At 67.0% G+C, this 415-nt stretch carries 1 protein-coding gene; it reads right to left on the bottom strand.

Going from position 1 to position 415, the window contains the following annotated elements:
• A partial coding sequence (locus EN742_RS37460) for a TIGR01459 family HAD-type hydrolase (RefSeq protein WP_128334015.1) occupies positions 1–415 on the bottom strand: 415 nt, incomplete at both ends.

The following is a 415-nucleotide window of genomic DNA, read 5'->3' as shown; positions in this document are numbered from 1 at the left end:
GTCCGGATTGGTGCAGAAGCACGGCACCTGCCGCGCCGCAGCCGGACCGAGTAGAGCGCGATAGTGGTCGAGATCGTAGCGGTCGCCTTCGCTGGCTGAAATCAGCACCAGCTCCGCATCGTCGCTGTTATCGGTCAGGGCCAGCGGCAGGCCATCGATCGCCGAGCGGTCGCCGTCGCGGCTGATCAGCAGGCATTTCGTTCCGCCCCTCAGCGCGCCCGAGGCCGCCATGTCGCGGAAGGCGCGCCACGCCACCTCGCCGGAGGAGACGAAGTGATCCCAGCTAGCCTCTTCGAAGCCGAGCTTCTTCAGGCGGCGCTCGTTCGGCTCCGCCCGCTTGCCAGAGTTCGAAATGAGCACCACTGTCTTTCCCGCGCGCTTCAGCGCCGACAGGGCTTCCACCGCGCCGGCATAA

It is taken from the genome of Mesorhizobium sp. M4A.F.Ca.ET.020.02.1.1 (assembly GCF_004022645.1).
Taxonomy (GTDB): Bacteria; Pseudomonadota; Alphaproteobacteria; order Rhizobiales; family Rhizobiaceae; genus Mesorhizobium.
This window is presented reverse-complemented; position numbering and strand designations above follow the sequence as displayed.